General features: G+C 72.8%; 17 protein-coding genes. 9 read left to right on the top strand and 8 right to left on the bottom strand.

Features of this window, described 5'->3' with window-relative positions:
* On the top strand, positions 1-747 hold the full coding sequence (locus BO39_RS07325; protein WP_043831584.1) for an SDR family oxidoreductase: 747 nt from the start codon (positions 1-3) through the stop codon (positions 745-747).
* Between the two features lie 22 nt (positions 748-769).
* On the opposite strand, the gene BO39_RS07320 is transcribed toward BO39_RS07325, so the two are convergent.
* Positions 770-1,795, bottom strand: coding sequence for a zinc-binding alcohol dehydrogenase family protein (locus BO39_RS07320; RefSeq protein WP_043831582.1), 1,026 nt, complete (start codon positions 1,793-1,795; stop codon positions 770-772).
* Between the two features lie 112 nt (positions 1,796-1,907).
* Here BO39_RS07320 and BO39_RS07315 point away from each other — a divergent pair, with 112 nt between their 5' ends.
* Positions 1,908-2,825: a LysR family transcriptional regulator gene (locus tag BO39_RS07315; protein WP_043831580.1), complete on the top strand. Its 918-nt coding sequence runs from the start codon at positions 1,908-1,910 to the stop codon at positions 2,823-2,825.
* Between the two features lie 12 nt (positions 2,826-2,837).
* Here the strand turns inward: BO39_RS07315 and BO39_RS07310 are convergent, their stop codons facing one another.
* Positions 2,838-3,728 carry a tyrosine recombinase gene (locus tag BO39_RS07310; protein WP_043831578.1) on the bottom strand — a complete coding sequence of 297 codons (891 nt, stop codon included), beginning with the start codon at positions 3,726-3,728 and terminating at the stop codon, positions 2,838-2,840.
* A gap of 41 nt (positions 3,729-3,769) precedes the next feature.
* Positions 3,770-3,916 (bottom strand): hypothetical protein, encoded by a 147-nt coding sequence (locus tag BO39_RS33585; protein WP_169742737.1) that lies wholly within the window; start codon positions 3,914-3,916, stop codon positions 3,770-3,772.
* A gap of 227 nt (positions 3,917-4,143) precedes the next feature.
* Between BO39_RS33585 and aroB the strand changes: the two genes are divergently transcribed.
* Together aroB and BO39_RS07300 are read left to right on the top strand one after the other, a co-directional pair.
* On the top strand, positions 4,144-5,781 hold the full coding sequence (gene aroB, locus BO39_RS07305; protein ID WP_043831576.1) for a 3-dehydroquinate synthase: 1,638 nt from the start codon (positions 4,144-4,146) through the stop codon (positions 5,779-5,781).
* A 53-nt stretch (positions 5,782-5,834) separates the two neighbouring features.
* Complete coding sequence (locus BO39_RS07300; RefSeq protein WP_043831574.1) at positions 5,835-6,389, top strand: DUF2889 domain-containing protein; 555 nt, start codon at positions 5,835-5,837, stop codon at positions 6,387-6,389.
* Between the two features lie 7 nt (positions 6,390-6,396).
* On the opposite strand, the gene BO39_RS07295 is transcribed toward BO39_RS07300, so the two are convergent.
* Positions 6,397-6,684: a BolA family protein gene (locus tag BO39_RS07295; protein ID WP_043831572.1), complete on the bottom strand. Its 288-nt coding sequence runs from the start codon at positions 6,682-6,684 to the stop codon at positions 6,397-6,399.
* 109 nt (positions 6,685-6,793) lie between these two features.
* Between BO39_RS07295 and BO39_RS07290 the strand changes: the two genes are divergently transcribed.
* The 5 genes from BO39_RS07290 (at position 6,794) to BO39_RS29720 (ending at position 11,966) form a co-directional block, all read left to right on the top strand.
* Positions 6,794-7,384 carry a J domain-containing protein gene (locus BO39_RS07290; protein ID WP_043831570.1) on the top strand — a complete coding sequence of 197 codons (591 nt, stop codon included), beginning with the start codon at positions 6,794-6,796 and terminating at the stop codon, positions 7,382-7,384.
* 49 nt (positions 7,385-7,433) lie between these two features.
* Positions 7,434-8,450 carry a cobaltochelatase subunit CobS gene (cobS, locus tag BO39_RS07285; RefSeq protein ID WP_043831568.1) on the top strand — a complete coding sequence of 339 codons (1,017 nt, stop codon included), beginning with the start codon at positions 7,434-7,436 and terminating at the stop codon, positions 8,448-8,450.
* A gap of 8 nt (positions 8,451-8,458) precedes the next feature.
* The gene (locus BO39_RS07280; protein WP_043831566.1) at positions 8,459-9,094 is read left to right on the top strand and encodes a glutathione S-transferase family protein; all 636 of its coding nucleotides are present in this window, start codon (positions 8,459-8,461) and stop codon (positions 9,092-9,094) included.
* Positions 9,091-10,968, top strand: a complete 1,878-nt coding sequence (gene cobT, locus BO39_RS07275; RefSeq protein ID WP_043831564.1) for a cobaltochelatase subunit CobT — start codon at positions 9,091-9,093, stop codon at positions 10,966-10,968. The genes BO39_RS07280 and cobT overlap by 4 nt, the downstream gene beginning before the upstream one ends.
* Positions 10,969-11,030: 62 nt before the next feature.
* Positions 11,031-11,966 (top strand): esterase-like activity of phytase family protein, encoded by a 936-nt coding sequence (locus BO39_RS29720; protein ID WP_052401733.1) that lies wholly within the window; start codon positions 11,031-11,033, stop codon positions 11,964-11,966.
* On the opposite strand, the gene BO39_RS07265 is transcribed toward BO39_RS29720, so the two are convergent.
* From BO39_RS07265 to BO39_RS07250, 4 genes are all read right to left on the bottom strand, one after another.
* Positions 11,963-12,730: a sensor histidine kinase gene (locus BO39_RS07265; protein ID WP_043831563.1), complete on the bottom strand. Its 768-nt coding sequence runs from the start codon at positions 12,728-12,730 to the stop codon at positions 11,963-11,965. The two genes, BO39_RS29720 and BO39_RS07265, sit on opposite strands and share 4 nt — an antisense overlap.
* A gap of 121 nt (positions 12,731-12,851) precedes the next feature.
* Positions 12,852-13,148: a 50S ribosomal protein L28 gene (rpmB, locus tag BO39_RS07260; protein ID WP_043831561.1), complete on the bottom strand. Its 297-nt coding sequence runs from the start codon at positions 13,146-13,148 to the stop codon at positions 12,852-12,854.
* A 99-nt stretch (positions 13,149-13,247) separates the two neighbouring features.
* Entirely contained in the window at positions 13,248-13,979 is a 732-nt protein-coding gene (locus BO39_RS07255; protein ID WP_043831559.1) for a class I SAM-dependent methyltransferase, read from the bottom strand.
* A 40-nt stretch (positions 13,980-14,019) separates the two neighbouring features.
* Entirely contained in the window at positions 14,020-14,286 is a 267-nt protein-coding gene (locus tag BO39_RS07250) for a hypothetical protein (protein WP_043831557.1), read from the bottom strand.
* Positions 14,287-14,309 lie beyond the last annotated feature (23 nt).

Here is a 14,309-nt window from a genome sequence, read left to right as displayed (position 1 = left end):
ATGGCCGGCGTCATCCTGGTGACGGGCTCGGGCCGTGGCATCGGTGCCGCCACGGCCCGGCTGGCCGCACGGCGCGGCCACGCGGTCTTCGTGAACTACGCGGAGCGCGAGGACCGCGCCCGCGCCGTGGTGGAGGAGATCCGCGCTGGTGGCGGCCGCGCCGCCATGGGCCGCGCCGACGTGGCGCGGGAGGAGGAGGTGGAGGCGATGTTCGCCGCCATCGACCACGAGTTAGGACCGGTGACGGGGCTGGTGAACAATGCCGGGATCACCGGCCCCGCCACGCGGCTCGATGGCTACGACGCCGCCACCATCCGTCGCGTGCTGGATGTCAGCGTGGTCGGCACCATGCTCTGCACCCAGGCGGCGGCGCGGCGCATGTCCACGAAGCGCGGCGGCGCGGGGGGTTCGGTCGTCAACCTCTCCTCCGTCGCGGCGACGATCGGCGGCGCGGGGCAGTGGACGGCCTATGCCGCGGCCAAGGGTGCGGTGAACAGCCTCACGGTCGGCCTAGCGCGGGAGCTGGCGCCGGAGGGCATCCGGGTGAACGCCCTGATGCCCGGCCTGATCGACACCGAGATCCACGCGGCCGCGGGGGTGGGCGACCGGCTGGCGCAGCTGGCCCCCAGCGTGCCCGCGGGCCGGATCGGCACGGCAGAGGAATGCGCGGAGGCCATCCTCTGGCTTCTCTCCGGCGAGGCGCCTTACCTCACGGGCGCGCTGATCCCCGTCTCGGGCGGGCGCTGAGGCCCACCCGGACCGGGCTGCGTCAGCCGCCCGCGCCGAAGCCCTCCAACACGATCTTGCCGCGCGCCGTTCCGCTCTCGATAGCGGCATGCGCGCGGCGGAGGTTGGCCGCGTCGATCGGGCCGAAATGCTCGGCCAGCGTCGTCCGCAGCGTGCCCGCGTCCAGCATGCGGCTCACCTCGGCCAGCAGCCGGTGCTGCTCCTGCATGTCGGGGGTGTGGTGCATGGCGCGCGCGAACATAAACTCCCAGTGCAGTGAGGCCGACTTGCCCTTCAGCATCCGCACGTCTGGCGGGTTCTTCGGATCGTCGATGAGGCAGACCGCCCCCTGCGGCGCGACGATCTCGCAGATCGCGGCCCAGTGCGCCTCGCTGTGCGTGGTGGCGAAGACGGCGCGGACCGGCACGCCGAGCGCGCGGGCCTGGGCCACGAGGTCGCCGCCATGGTCCAGTACGTCGTGCGCGCCCATCCCGCGCACCCATTCCCTCGTCTCCGGCCGGCTAGCCGTGGCGACCACGCGCAGCCCCGTCAGCTGCCGCGCTAGCTGCACCGCGATGGAGCCGACACCGCCGGCGCCGCCGATGATGAGCACCGCCTCCTCCCGCGGCGCGGGATCGCGCTCGATGCCCAGGCGGTCGAACAGGGCCTCCCAGGCCGTGATCGCCGTGAGCGGCACGGCCGCGGCCTCGGCGAAGGACAGGCGCGCCGGCTTGGGCCCGACGATGCGCTCGTCCACGAGGTGCAGCTCGGCATCCGTGCCGGGCCGGGTGATATCGCCCGCGTAGAAGACAGCATCCCCGGGTCGGAACAGCCGCACCTCCGGCCCGACCGCGCGAACCACGCCGGCGGCGTCGTAGCCGAGCACCTTCGGCGTGCCGCCGGGATCGGTGCGGGCGCGCACCTTCGCGTCCACGGGGTTCACCGAGACGGCGCGCACCTCCACCAGCAGGTCGCGCCCGCGCGGCGCCGCGGGCTCGGGCAGCTCCAGGTCCTGCAGCGCCTCCGGCTCGGTGACGGGCAGGCTGCGGGTATAGGCGACGGCTCGCATGGGCTCTCTTCCTGATCGGTACGGCGCGACGGGACACGGCCCGTGGTGCCGGCGAGATGGCTTCTTTTATCCGGATTGAAAATACGTCCGCGACAAGAAACACTTTCAATGCATGGTCAACAATCCTCCCTTCGATCTCCTCGATCTGCGCCTTGTGCAGCGGGTGGCGCAGGCGGGAAGCCTCACGGTGGCGGCGCGGGCGCTGGGGCTGACCCCGGCGGCGGCGAGCCGGCGGCTGGCGGTGCTCGAGGGCCGGCTCGGCCTGCGGCTCTTCGCGCGCACCACGCGCCGCCTCCGCCCGACGCCGGAGGGGGAGGCCTTCCTGCCCCATGCCGAGCGCGTCCTCGCCGCGGCGGCCGAGGCGGAGGCGGCGCTGCCCGGCGGCTCGGACGCTCCCTCCGGCACGCTCCGGCTCACCGCGCCCGCCACCTTCGGCCGCAAGATCCTCTCGCCGCTATTGGCGGAACTGCTGTCGATCCATCCCGGCCTGCGGCTGGACCTCCTGCTCACCGACAGCCAGCTCGACCTCGTGGCCACTGGCTGCGACGCGGCCGTGCGGATCGCGCCGCTCTCGGGGCAGACGCTGGTGGCGCGGCGCCTGGCCCATAACCGCCGCGTGCTCTGCGCGGCTCCTTCCTACATTGCCCGCCGCGGCCTGCCCGGCAGCGCGGAGGAGCTGGCCGTCCACGATGCCCTGGTGCTGCACGGGGTGGAGGCCTGGATGCTGCTGCCCGAGGGGGGCGGCCCCGCCGCGCGCGCCCGGCTCCTTCCCCGCATGGTCAGCAGCAGCAACGAGGCGTTGCGCGAGGCCTGCCTCGCCGGCCTGGGCATCGGCCTGCACTCCACCTGGGACATCGGCGAGCATCTGCGGCGCGGCGAGCTGGTTGCGCTGCCTCCGGGCCTCGGCGTGCCGGAACAGCTCGGGATCTGGCTCGTCCTTCCCGGCAACACCGCCGCGCCGGCCCGTGTCCGCGCGCTGACGGACCTTCTCGTGCAGCGCCTCCTCCCCGTCCCGCCCTGGGAGCGTTGAGGCGCCCCTGGCTCAGGCCCGCGCCAGCGGGTGGTGCTCCTCCACCAGGGCGCGCAGCCGTTCCTCCAGCACCTGCGTGTAGATCTGGGTGGTGGCGATGTCGGCATGGCCGAGCAGCACCTGCAGCGTCCGCAGGTCCGCCCCGCGCCCCAGCAGGTGGGAGGCGAAGGAGTGGCGAAGCACGTGCGGCGAGACACGCGCCGGCTCGATCCCGGCCGCTAGCGCCGCCTCCTCCAGCAGGTTGTTGAGGGTCTGCCGCGTCAGGTGCCCCGAGGCTCCGCGGGAGGGAAAGAGCCACCGGGAGGTCTCCGCCCCCTTCACGCCCGCCCGCGCGGCCCGCACCGCCTCCCGCGCGCGGGCGCTGATCGGCACCAGCCGCTCCTTGCCGCCCTTGCCGCGGACAACGACGAGGGGGGAATCCTCCCGCAGCGCCGTCGCCGGCAGCTCCACCAGCTCGCTCGCCCGGAGGCCGGAGCAGTAGAGCAGCTCGCAGACCGCAACCGCGAGGGGCGCCCGCCGGACCGGCAAGCGGACGGCGGCGGCGATCAGTCGCTCCACCTCCTCCTCGCGCAGCGGGTGGGGCAGCAGGGCAGGCTTGGCCGGGCTGTCCAACGCTTCCGTCGGGTCGTCGGCGCGCAGGCCCTGCAAGGCGAGGTAACGGTGGAACTGGCGGAGCGCCGAGAGGCGGCGGGCGGCGGTGCGGGGCGAGAGGCCGGAATCCGTCAGCCCCGCGATATAGGCCGAGAGGGTGGCGGCGCTCATCGCCTCGGCCGTCTCCCCCGCGCGGCGCGCGGCGTAGCCGATCGCGTCCGTGAGGTCCGCGCGGTAGGCCTCCACCGTGTTGCGCGCCGCGCCGCGCTCGGCCTGCAGCACCTCCATGAAGGCCTCGACGTGACGGTTCAAGCCCTCGCGCCGGTCGGCCGGCGAGGGTCGGCCGACCTGTCTCAGCGGGGGCCGAAGCGGTCGTTCGGCAGCACGCGCTCGACCGGCTGCTGCTTCACACCTGGCGGGAAGGCGCCGACGGCGAGCAGACCCGCGACGAGAAGGCCCACCAGCAGGAGGATCACCACGAGGATGGGGCGTCGGAACATCAGGTAATCGGCTTCCCCGGGGCGCGCCGCGCGGCGCGACTCTCTGCGGGCCGCGCGGACGACGCGGCGTGCGGCTTGTGCTAGCGTCGCGCGCCGTGTCACGCAACCTCGCCGATCCCCTCCCCGCCACGACGGACGCCGAAGCGACCGAAGGGCCACCCCCCGCCCCCCAGGCCGCCCCTCAGGCCGCCCCTCAGGCCGCCGCGGCGCGGCCGTCGCACAGCCCCATGCACAGCCCCATGCACAGCATTGTCCTCGTGGGCATGCCGGGGGCGGGAAAGTCCGCGATCGGCAAGCGCCTGGCCGCGCGCCTCGGCCTGCCCTTCCTCGACGCCGACACCGAGATCGAGAACGCGGCCGGCATGACGGTCGCCGAGATCTTCGCCCGCTACGGCGAGGCCCATTTCCGCGACGGCGAGCGCCGGGTGATCAGCCGGATCGCGGCCGGCCCGCCGGTCGTGCTGGCCACCGGCGGCGGCGCCTATGCGGATGCCCGCACCCGCCGCGCCTTGCGCGAGGCCGGGGCGGTCACCGTCTGGCTCCGCGCCGACATCCCCGTGCTCAAGCGGCGGATCGTCGGGCGCAGCAACCGCCCTCTCTTCATCGGGCGCGACCCGGAGGAGGTGCTGCGGGGCCTGATGGCCGCCCGCTACCCTTTCTACGCCGAGGCCGATCTCGCCCTCGACTGCGGCGACGACGCGCCGGAGGTGACGACGCTGCGGGTGGAGCGCGCCATCCTCGGCTGGCAGCGGCCGGCGCGGCTGCCCGTCGCCCTCTCGACCGGCGCCTACGAGGTGGTGGTGGGCTCTGGCCTCCTGGCCCGCGCGGGCGGGCTGCTGTCCCCGCACCTGCCCTCCCGCCGGGTGGCGGTGGTCTCCGACGCCTCGGTCGCGGCGCTTCACCTGCCGACGCTCCGCGCCGGCCTGGCCGAGAGCGGCATTGACCTCTGCGCCGAGATCCTGGTCCCGCCGGGCGAGGGCTCCAAGCGCATGACCATGCTGGAGGAGGTGCTGGAAGGCCTTCTCGCTGGCGGCACGGACCGGAAGACGACCGTGATCGCCCTCGGCGGCGGGGTGGTGGGGGACCTGGCGGGCTTCGCGGCCGCCGTCGCGCTGCGCGGCCTGCCCTTCGTGCAGGTGCCGACCACGCTGCTCTCCCAGGTGGACAGCTCCGTCGGCGGCAAGACCGGGGTGAACCTGCGCGCGGGCAAGAACCTCGCGGGTGCCTTCCACCAGCCACGTATCGTGCTGGCCGATACGGATACCCTCGCAACCCTGCCGCGGCGCGAGCTGCGCGCGGGCTGGGGGGAGGTTGCGAAGCACGGGCTGCTCCAGGGCCCGCTCTGGGAATGGTGCGAGGCCCAGGGCCCGGCCGCCATGGCCGGCGACCCGGAGGCGCTGCGCCACGCCGTGCTCGAGTCCTGCCGCCTGAAGGCCGGGGTGGTCGTGGCCGACGAGCGGGAGGAGGCGCCGGAGGGCGGCCGGGCCCTGCTCAACCTCGGCCACACCTTTGCCCACGCGCTGGAGGCCGAGTGCGGCTACGACGGCACGCTGCTGCACGGGGAGGCGGTCGCGGTCGGCCTTGGCCTCGCGGCCAGCCTCTCGGCCCGGCTCGGCCACTGCTCGCAGGAATGGCCGGGGCGGGTGATCGAGCACCTGGCGACGGTCGGCCTGCCCGCGCGCCTCTGCGACCTGCCCCGCGGCTTCTCAGCCGAGGCGCTGCTCGGGCGCATGAGGAAGGACAAGAAGGTGCGGGATGGCGCGATGCGCTTCGTGCTCATGCGCGGCGCCGGCGCCGCCTTCACCACCGCGGACGTGCCGCCCGACACGGTAGAGGCACTGCTGCGGGACGAGGGAGCGACCTGAAGTGCCGCCGCCCCTGGTCCTGAGCCCCGGGCGGCCTTACCTTGCACCGCACCATGCCACTTTCCGCCCCCGCCGAGCGTGAACCCCTTCACCGGCGCGAGATCACCATGCACGGCTACCGCCGTGCCGATGGTCTCTTCGACATTGAGGGGCACCTGGTCGACACGAAGACCTACCCCTTCGAGAACCTCGACCGCGGCACGATCCAGCCGGGGGAGGCGCTGCACGGCATGTGGCTGCGTCTGACGGTGGACGACGACCTCATGATCACCGCCTGCGAGGCGGCCACCGACTTCTCCCCCTACGACATCTGCCCCATGGCCGCGCCGAACTTCGCGGCCCTCGCGGGAGTGCGGATCGGGCCGGGCTTCACCCGCGCGGTGAAGGAGCGCGTCGGCGGTTCCCACGGCTGCACCCATCTGCGGGAAATGCTCGCGCAGATGGCGACCGTCGCCTTCCAGACCGTCTACCCTGTGCGCCGCAAGCGCGAGCGGGACGACCCCGAGGCGGCGAAGGCGGCGCGGGACCGGATGATCGGCACCTGCCTCGCCTACGCGCCGGACAGCCCGATCGTGACGAAGCGCTGGGGCAGCGCCGAGCCGGGCTGAGCGCCCGCTACGCCTCCCCCGGCGCGCGCAGCTCCAGCGCCAGCGCGTGCATCCCACCGCCGAACTCCGCCTCCAGCGCCGCGTGCACGGCGCGTGACCGGGCGAGCCGCGTCATCCCCGTGAATCCCGGCGCCACCACGCGCACGGCGAAATGCGTCTCCCCGCCCGGCGCGGCCCCGGCATGGCCGGCATGGAGAGCGCTGTCGTCGCGCACCAGTACCTCCGCGCCCGGGAAAGCGTGCAGCAGCGTGGCGCGGAGACGGTCGGCGCGGGAGGCGGGTTCGGCGGAGGTCATGCGGCGGTATTGCTCATAAGAGGAAGGATTTCCATATCTTGGCGGCGCGGCAGACGGCGCGTTTCCAGCCTTGCCGGCAGGGGCGGCTGCGATCATAAGGCTCCCCATCATGGCCCGACGCGGCGCAGCACCCCCCCGATCCACCGTTCCTCCCGGCACCACGGCGCGCAACTGCGACGCGCCCGGCTGTGAGGCCGTAGGCGAGTTCCGCGCTCCGCGAGACAGGTCACGCCTGCGCGACTACTATCATTTCTGCCTCGAACATGTCCGCGCCTACAACCAGGCCTGGGATTTCTACCGCGGGATGACGCCCGAGGAGATCGAGCAGAACCTTCGCGACGACTCAGGCTGGCAGCGCCCCACCTGGCCCCTTGGACGATTGGGCGCGCAGGCCCATCTCGGGCCTGAAGCGATGCGCGACCCGCTCGGCCTCTTCGCCGACACGAAGCCGACGCCGAAGAAGACCGCGCGGGAGGCCCCGCCGGAGCTTCGCGCCGCGCTCGACGTGCTCGGCCTCGGATGGCCGGTGGACGAGACCGGGCTGCGGGCGCGTTATAAGGAACTCGCCAAGCGTTATCACCCGGACGCGAATGGCGGCGATAAATCTTCAGAGGAGCGGTTGAAGGACATCAACCGCGCCTACAGCCTCATCCGCAAGCGCCTCGCAACGCTTGCACAGCAGCCGAGCCAGGCGGCCTGACCCCGAAGGGCATGCCGGCCACCACCTTCTCACGGAATCGAACCCGCCCATGAACAAGGTCGCCAGCATCGCCGAGAACCGCGCCGCCGTCTCGCCCACCGGAACCATCGACCAGCCGGACGTGCAGGTGTCGGTCCGCGACGCCTTCGGTATCGAGAGCGACATGATGGTGCCGGGCTTCTCCGTCCGGATGGACCACGTGCCGGAGCTGGACGAGACCTACCGCTTCGACCGCGACACCACTCTCGCGATCCTCGCAGGCTTCGCGTTCAACCGCCGCGTGATGGTCCAGGGCTACCATGGCACCGGCAAGTCCACGCATATCGAGCAGGTGGCGGCGCGGCTGAACTGGCCCTGCCTGCGCGTGAACCTCGACAGCCACATCTCCCGCATCGACCTCGTCGGCAAGGACGCGATCGTGCTGAAGGACGGCAAGCAGGTGACGGAGTTCAAGGAAGGCATCCTCCCTTGGGCCCTGCAGCACCCCTGCGCCATGGTCTTCGACGAGTACGACGCCGGCCGCCCGGACGTGATGTTCGTCATCCAGCGCGTGCTGGAGGTCGAGGGCAAGCTGACGCTGCTCGACCAGAACCGCGTGATCCGGCCGAACCCGGCCTTCCGCCTCTTCGCCACCGCCAATACGGTGGGGCTGGGCGACACGACCGGCCTGTATCACGGCACCCAGCAGATCAATCAGGGCCAGATGGACCGCTGGAACATCGTGGCCACCCTGAACTACCTGCCGCACGCGCAGGAGACGGGGATCGTCATGGCCAAGCTCGGCGTGGCGGAGAACGACACCAAGGGCCGCAAGCAGATCGAGGCGATGGTGGCGCTGGCGGACCTCACCCGCGCCGGCTTCATCGCGGGCGATATCTCCACCGTCATGTCCCCGCGTACCGTCATCACCTGGGCCGAGAACGCGAAGATCTTCGGCGATGTCGGCTTCGCCTTCCGCCTCACCTTCCTCAACAAGTGCGACGAGGCCGAGCGCTCCACCGTGGCCGAGTACTACCAGCGCTGCTTCAACGAGGAGATCCCGACGGGTCTCTACGTGAAGCGGTAATCCGCACCGTGGCGGCGCGCTTCCTGCTGCACCACGCCCCGAAGACCCGCTCCGCCGGCAGCCTCTGGCTGCTGGAGGAGGCAGGGGCGGACTACGAGCTCGAGTGGCACGACATGGAGGCGGCGACCCACAAGGCCGCCGACTACCTCCGGATCAACCCGGCCGGGAAGCTGCCCGCGCTCGTTGACCGCGGCCCCTCCGGCGACTGGCACGGGGTGGTGGTGACGGAGGCCGCGGCCATCGCCGCCTATGTTGCGGACACCCTTCCCGGCACGGGGCTCGCACCCCTCGTCGATACGCCCGCGCGCGCGGCCTACGCGACCTGGATGGCGACCGCCTCCGGCGTGCTGGAACCCGCCATCGCCGATCTGGCCTTCCCCCGCGCCCAGGCGGCGCCCGCCCGTGCCCTTGGCTGGCCGCCCCTGCCGGAGGTAGCGGCCCGGATCGAGGCGGGCCTCGAAACCGGTCCCTGGCTGCTGGGGGAACACTTCACCGCGGCCGATATCCTCATCGGCGGGTTGCTCGCCTGGATCACGCAATGGGGCATGTTCCGCCCTGGCCCCGGCATCACCCGTTATCTCACCGCCATCGAGGCCCGCCCTGCCCGGCAGGCCGCCATCCGCAAGGGAGCCGCGAAGCCATGAGCGGCAGCAACAAGGACACCACCCGGCAGGAGGAGTTCAAGCGCGCCACTGCCGGCACGCTGCGCGCCATCGCGCGCTCCAACGACGTACAGGTCGCCTTCCAACCCGGCCCCTCGGGCCTGGCCGGCAAGCGCGCCCGCCTGCCCCTGCCCACCCGCGCCCTGCCGCCGGCCGAGATGGCCCGGCTGCGCGGCGCGGCCGATTCCGTGGCGCTGAAGCTCCGCCACCACGACGAGGCCACCCATGCCGCCCGCACCCCCGGCCGCCGCGAGGCGCGGGAGGTCTTCGATGCGTTGGAGCAGGCCCGCGTCGAGGCCGTGGGCGGCCGCCACATGTCCGGCGTCGCCGCCAACCTCCGCGCCCGGCTGAACGAGCAGGCGGAGGCCGAGGGCTACGACCGCATGACCCGCAAGGACCAGCTGCCGCTGACCGCGGCGCTCTCCCTGCTGGCGCGCGAGCAGCTGACCGGCGAGCCGGTGCCCGAGGCCGCCAAGCGTGTGGTGGATCTCTGGCGCGACACGCTCGGCGAGCGCGCCGACCAGGCCCTGGCCGAGATGGCGGGCGCCGCCGAGGACCAGGAGGCCTTTGGCCGCGCCGCCCGCAAGCTCCTGGCTGCGCTCGACCTCGCGGAGGCCGAGGTCGAGGCCGAGAGCGAGGAATCCCAGGACCAGGAGGACGAGGGCAGCGAGACCTCCGGCGCCCAGGACCAGAGCGGCGAGGGCGAGAGCAAGCCGCAGGAATCCGAGAACCCGCTGGGCGCCCAGCCCGAGCAGACCGAGGGCCAGGCGGGCGAGGAGGAATCGGGCGAGCAGGAGGAGGATGACGGCGCCGCCGCCGAGGGCGAGGACCGTCCGGGCGGCCCGCAGCAGCGGAAGGAGGTGCCCGTCACCGACGACGCCTCCACCTACCGCGCCTTTATCCGCCAGTTCGACGAGGAAGTCTCAGCCGACGATCTCTGCGACCCCGAGGAGCTGTCCCGGCTTCGCCAGCAGCTCGACCAGCAGCTCTCTCATCTGCAAGGCGTGGTCTCGAAGCTCGCCAACCGGCTCCAGCGCCGTCTCCTCGCGCAGCAGCAGCGCGCCTGGGAGTTCGACCTGGAGGAGGGGATGCTCGACGCCGCCCGCCTCGCGCGGATCGTGGTCAACCCGATGCTCTCCCTCTCCTACAAGCAGGAGCGGGAGGCGGATTTCCGCGACACGGTGGTCACGCTGCTGATCGACAACTCGGGCTCTATGCGCGGGCGGCCGATCACGGTGGCGGCCATGTGCTGCGACATCCTCGCCCGCACGCTGGAGCGCTGCGCGGTGAAGGTGGAGATCCTCGGCTTCACCACACGCGCCTGGAAGGGCGGCCAATCGCGCGAGCGCTGGGTGCAGGACGGCAAGCCCCGCAACCCCGGCCGGTTGAATGACCTGCGGCACGTCATCTACAAGGCGGCCGACGCTCCCTGGCGCCGCGCGCGCAAGAACCTTGGCCTTATGCTCCGCGAGGGCCTGCTGAAGGAGAACATCGACGGCGAGGCGCTCGACTGGGCCTATCGCCGCCTCCTCCAGCGTCCAGAGCGCCGGCGCATCCTGATGGTGATTTCGGACGGCGCGCCGGTGGACGACAGCACGCTGTCGGTGAACCCCGGCAACTACCTTGAACGCCACCTGCGCAAGGTGATCGGCGACATCGAGGGGCGCGAGGCGGTGGAGCTGATCGCCATCGGCATCGGCCACGACGTGACGCGCTACTACCGCCGTGCCGTCACCATCGTGGATGCCGAGGAGCTGGGCGGCACGATGATGAAGAAGCTGACCGAGCTCTTCGACGAGGACGCGGCGGCGGCCTGGCACCGCGCGGCCGCGGAGCGCGCGCCGGTCATGGTGTGAGTGCGCCGGGCGGGTCCCCGCGACGGGGCCTGCGGCGGCGTGCCTTTGGGCGACGGGCGGCCATGGCCGCGCTGCTCGGCGCCTCCTCCTGCGGGCTGCCGGGGCCGCTGACCCGGCCGGAGCCGCTGCCGGAGGGTTTCCCCGACCCCCTGGCCGGCATGGCGCTACGCCCGCTCGGCGTGCTTCGGATCGACACGGAGGTGCTGGGGGCGGACGGTCTCTCGGCCCTGCACCTGGGGCCCGACCTTACCCTCACCTCCATCAGCGACCGCGGCCGCTGGTGCCAGGCCCGGCTCGTTCTGGCCCCCAACGGGGCGCCACTCGGGTTGGAAGCGCCACGCGCCGGGCCGTTGCGCGACATCGCCGGCCATCCCCTACAGGGCTTCCTGGGCGATGCCGAATGCCTGGCCGCCCTGCCCGATGGCTCCTGGCTCGTTGGCTTCGAGCGCTTGCACCGTATTTGGCGCTATCGCCACCTGGGCGGCCATGCCGAGCCGATGGAGACCCCGCCTGGGATCATCGGCTGGCCCGGCAATGGTGGCCTCGAATCCCTGGGCGTGCTGCCGGACGGCCGCTGGCTTGCCATCGCCGAGAGCGAGCGCGCGCCGGAGGATGGCACCGCCCGGGTCGCCTGGATCGGCGGCCCCGGTACCTGGCACCGCTTCTCTTATCGTCCTGCCGCCGGCCACGACCCGAGTGACCTCTGCCCCCTGCCTGACGGCGGCGCCCTCGTGCTGGAGCGCCACGCCGAGTTCCCCGAGGGCTTTTCGGCCCGCCTCACCCGCCTGCCGCCCCTCGCCGAACGGCCCGGAACAGTGGAGGGACGGCTCGTCGCCCACCTTGCCCCACCGCTGCCGAGCGACAACTGGGAGGGCGTCAGCGCCTTCCGCCATGGTGGGCGCGATCTGGTGGCGGTCATTTCGGACGACAACCAGCTGTTCTTCCAGCGCACCCTGCTGATGATCCTCGGCTGGTCGGACGGGGCTGCCGCCTCCTAGGCCGCGACCGGATCCTCCAGCACCCTCCCTCGCGGCAGGGTCAGCCAAGTGCGCGCGCCGATTCCGGGTGCCGCTTCCAGGGTCAGCTCCCCCCCATGGGCCCGCATCAGCTCCCGCGCGGCGGCGAGGCCGAGGGAGAGGCCGCGCGTGCCCTCGCCGAGGCCGGAGAGGTCGTCGCGCGGCAGGCCCGCGCCCTCGTCCTCGATGACGAGGGCCACGGTCTCGGCGGCGCGCACGACACGGAGCGCGATCCGGTCGCCGCTGCGCGTTTCCCGTGCCGCGCGCGCGAGAGACTGGGAGAGCGCGCGGCGCAGCGCGCGCCGGTCGGCGAGCAGCACCAGCGCCTCGGCCTCGGGCGTGACGTGCCAGTGGCGCGCCCCATCCCCCATCAGTTGGGACACGGTGCTCACGGTTTCATGCAGCAGGGGGCCAAGCGGGATGCGGTTCTCGGCCAGGCCGCGCGAGCCAGGCTGGGAGAGGAAGTGGTCGGCCACCTCCTCCGCGAGGTTGAGCAGGCGCCGTGCCTCGGTCTCCACGTCCGGGGCCACCGCGGGCGGTAGGCGGGCGGCGAGGCCGAGCAAAGAGAGGCCGGGCGCCTCGAGTTCCCGCGCGATCATGCCGAGGCACCGCCCCAGCGCCTCCGCCTGGCGCGCGGCGCGGTCCGCGCGGCGCTCGGCGGCGCGAAGGCGGTTCAGGGCGAAGGCGGCACCGGCGAGAACCAGCACGGCGAAGGCCGCCGCTGCGACGAGAAGCTTTGTCTCCATGCGGCGCAGACTGCCAGCGGGAGACCTGCCGAATCGTGAACGGCCAGGCACCAGAAATAACAACGGCGCGAGGAGACTTCCTCGCGCCGTCGTTTAACTCAGCGGATCCGGGTGGATCGCCTCAGGCCGCGGCCTTCTTCGCCTGGGCGCGCTCGATACGGCGCTTCAGCACCATCGCCTCGGGCGGGAGGGAACGGTCCGGGGTGCCCAGCAGGAAGGCGTCGAGGCCGCCATTGTGCTCCACGGTGCGGATGCCGCGGGTGGAGAGGCGCATCTGAATCGAGGTGCCCAACACGTCGGAGAAGAAGGAGGCCTCCTGCAGGTTGGGCAGGAAGCGCCGGCGGGACTTGTTGTTGGCGTGGCTGACATTGTTGCCGGCCTGGACGCCCTTGCCGGTGATGCCGCAGCGGCGGGACATGGTGGAAACCCCAGAATGACGCGCGCGCAGGACGCGCGGGCAGGCGTGGAAAAGGATGAGGGGCGCGTATTGCCCGCGCGCCCTCCGGGAGTCAAGGCATCAGGGCGTGCAGGGGCGGATGCTCTCCGGCGCGGGCGGGCTCGCGGGCGGCTCGAAGATCGCCAGGTATTCGGACCGCGGCGGCGCCTCCAGCAGCCAGTGGAAGCCGACCTGCCGGTAGCCGACCGCCGCCAGCTCGCAGGCCAGCAGCGCACGGGGCGTGCCGTGGCGGGGCGTCGCATCGTCCACGTCGAGGATCCCCACCCGCGCGCCCGGCCGCAGCGCGGGCACGAGGTTGGCCAGCAGCGCGAAGGGCTGCTCGATCTCGTGATACATATGAACAAGGAGCGCGACATCGGTGGAGCCGGGCGGCAGCCGCGGGTCACCAGGCTCGCCGAGGCCGACCGAGACGTTCGGCAGGGGCGCGACCCGCTCGCGCAGCCGCGCGAGGTATCCGGGCACCACGTCCTGGGCGAGGACCCGACCTTCCGGGCCGACGCGCGCCGCCAGCCGCACCGTGTAATAGCCCGAGCCGGCGCCGATATCGGCCACCGCCTGCCCCGGCCGGATATCGAGCCAAGCCAGCACGCGCTCGGCCTCGCCCACCCGCTCCCGCGCGTCCTCGCCCTGCCAGCGGTCGGACACCACCGGCGCCACCGGGCGGACAGGCGCGGGGAACCGGGCGGCGGCGATGCCGGGCGGGCCGAGATAAGACGCGGTCTCCTGCGCCTCCCCGCAGGAGGAGAGCAGGAGCAGCGCGAGCACGGGGCCCGGAAGGCGGCGATTCGGCATGGCCGGGAGGTGGAGGTCCCGCCCGGCGGCGCAAGGGCGGCTAGGAGGGCCCGGCGCTGCCGGGATCGGCGCGCCGCATCTCGTGCAATTCCCCGCTCTCCACCGAGGCGAGGGCGCTGCGGAGGACGCGGGCGATGGCGGGGTCCTCCATGGTGCGGGCCATCAGGCCCAGCGCGCCGCCCAGCAGGGCGGAGGCGACGGAGATCGGCGCGATTCCCTGCTCGATCATGTACTCGATCGCCTTGTCCGTTACCGAGCCGGCATGGCTCAGGTCCTCGGGGGCGTTGCCTTGCGGGTCCAGGGTCATGCCCAGGGCCTCCTGCTGTCTGC

The sequence above is a fragment of the Roseomonas aerilata DSM 19363 genome (genome assembly GCF_000711725.1).
Lineage (GTDB): Bacteria > Pseudomonadota > Alphaproteobacteria > Acetobacterales > Acetobacteraceae > Roseomonas > Roseomonas aerilata.
This window is presented reverse-complemented; position numbering and strand designations above follow the sequence as displayed.